Source organism: Streptomyces sp. URMC 124, assembly GCF_051386455.1.
In the GTDB taxonomy this organism is placed as follows: domain Bacteria; phylum Actinomycetota; class Actinomycetes; order Streptomycetales; family Streptomycetaceae; genus Streptomyces.
The window spans coordinates 1-276 of record NZ_JBPQTS010000449.1 but is presented as its reverse complement, the minus strand read 5'-3'; the positions used below and the strand labels follow the sequence as shown (position 1 = coordinate 276).

General features: G+C 55.4%; 1 pseudogene. It reads left to right on the top strand.

Annotation, left to right across the window (positions count from 1 at the left end):
• Nucleotides 1-14: 14 nt before the first annotated feature.
• A pseudogene (locus tag ACSNOG_RS33300) lies at nucleotides 15-276 on the top strand (hypothetical protein); the annotation flags it as partial.

The window sequence follows — 276 nt, the reverse complement described above, 5'->3', positions numbered from 1 at the left end:
CCGGAACGGTCCGGATCTTTGGGCAGGATATTGCCGATGGCAGCGTCGAGTACAAGCGGAGAATCGGATATGTGCCCGAGGTCGCGGAGCTGTACGATCAGCTGACGCCGGCGGAGTATTTGACGTTTACCGGCGAGCTGTACGGGCTTTCGTACGAGGAAGCCTATGAGAAGGCAGGAAGGTTGATGGAGTGTTTTGATCTGGGTAAGGTCTATCACTCGCGAATTGCTACCTTTTCCAAAGGGATGCGCCAGAAGGTGCTGCTCATATCCAGCC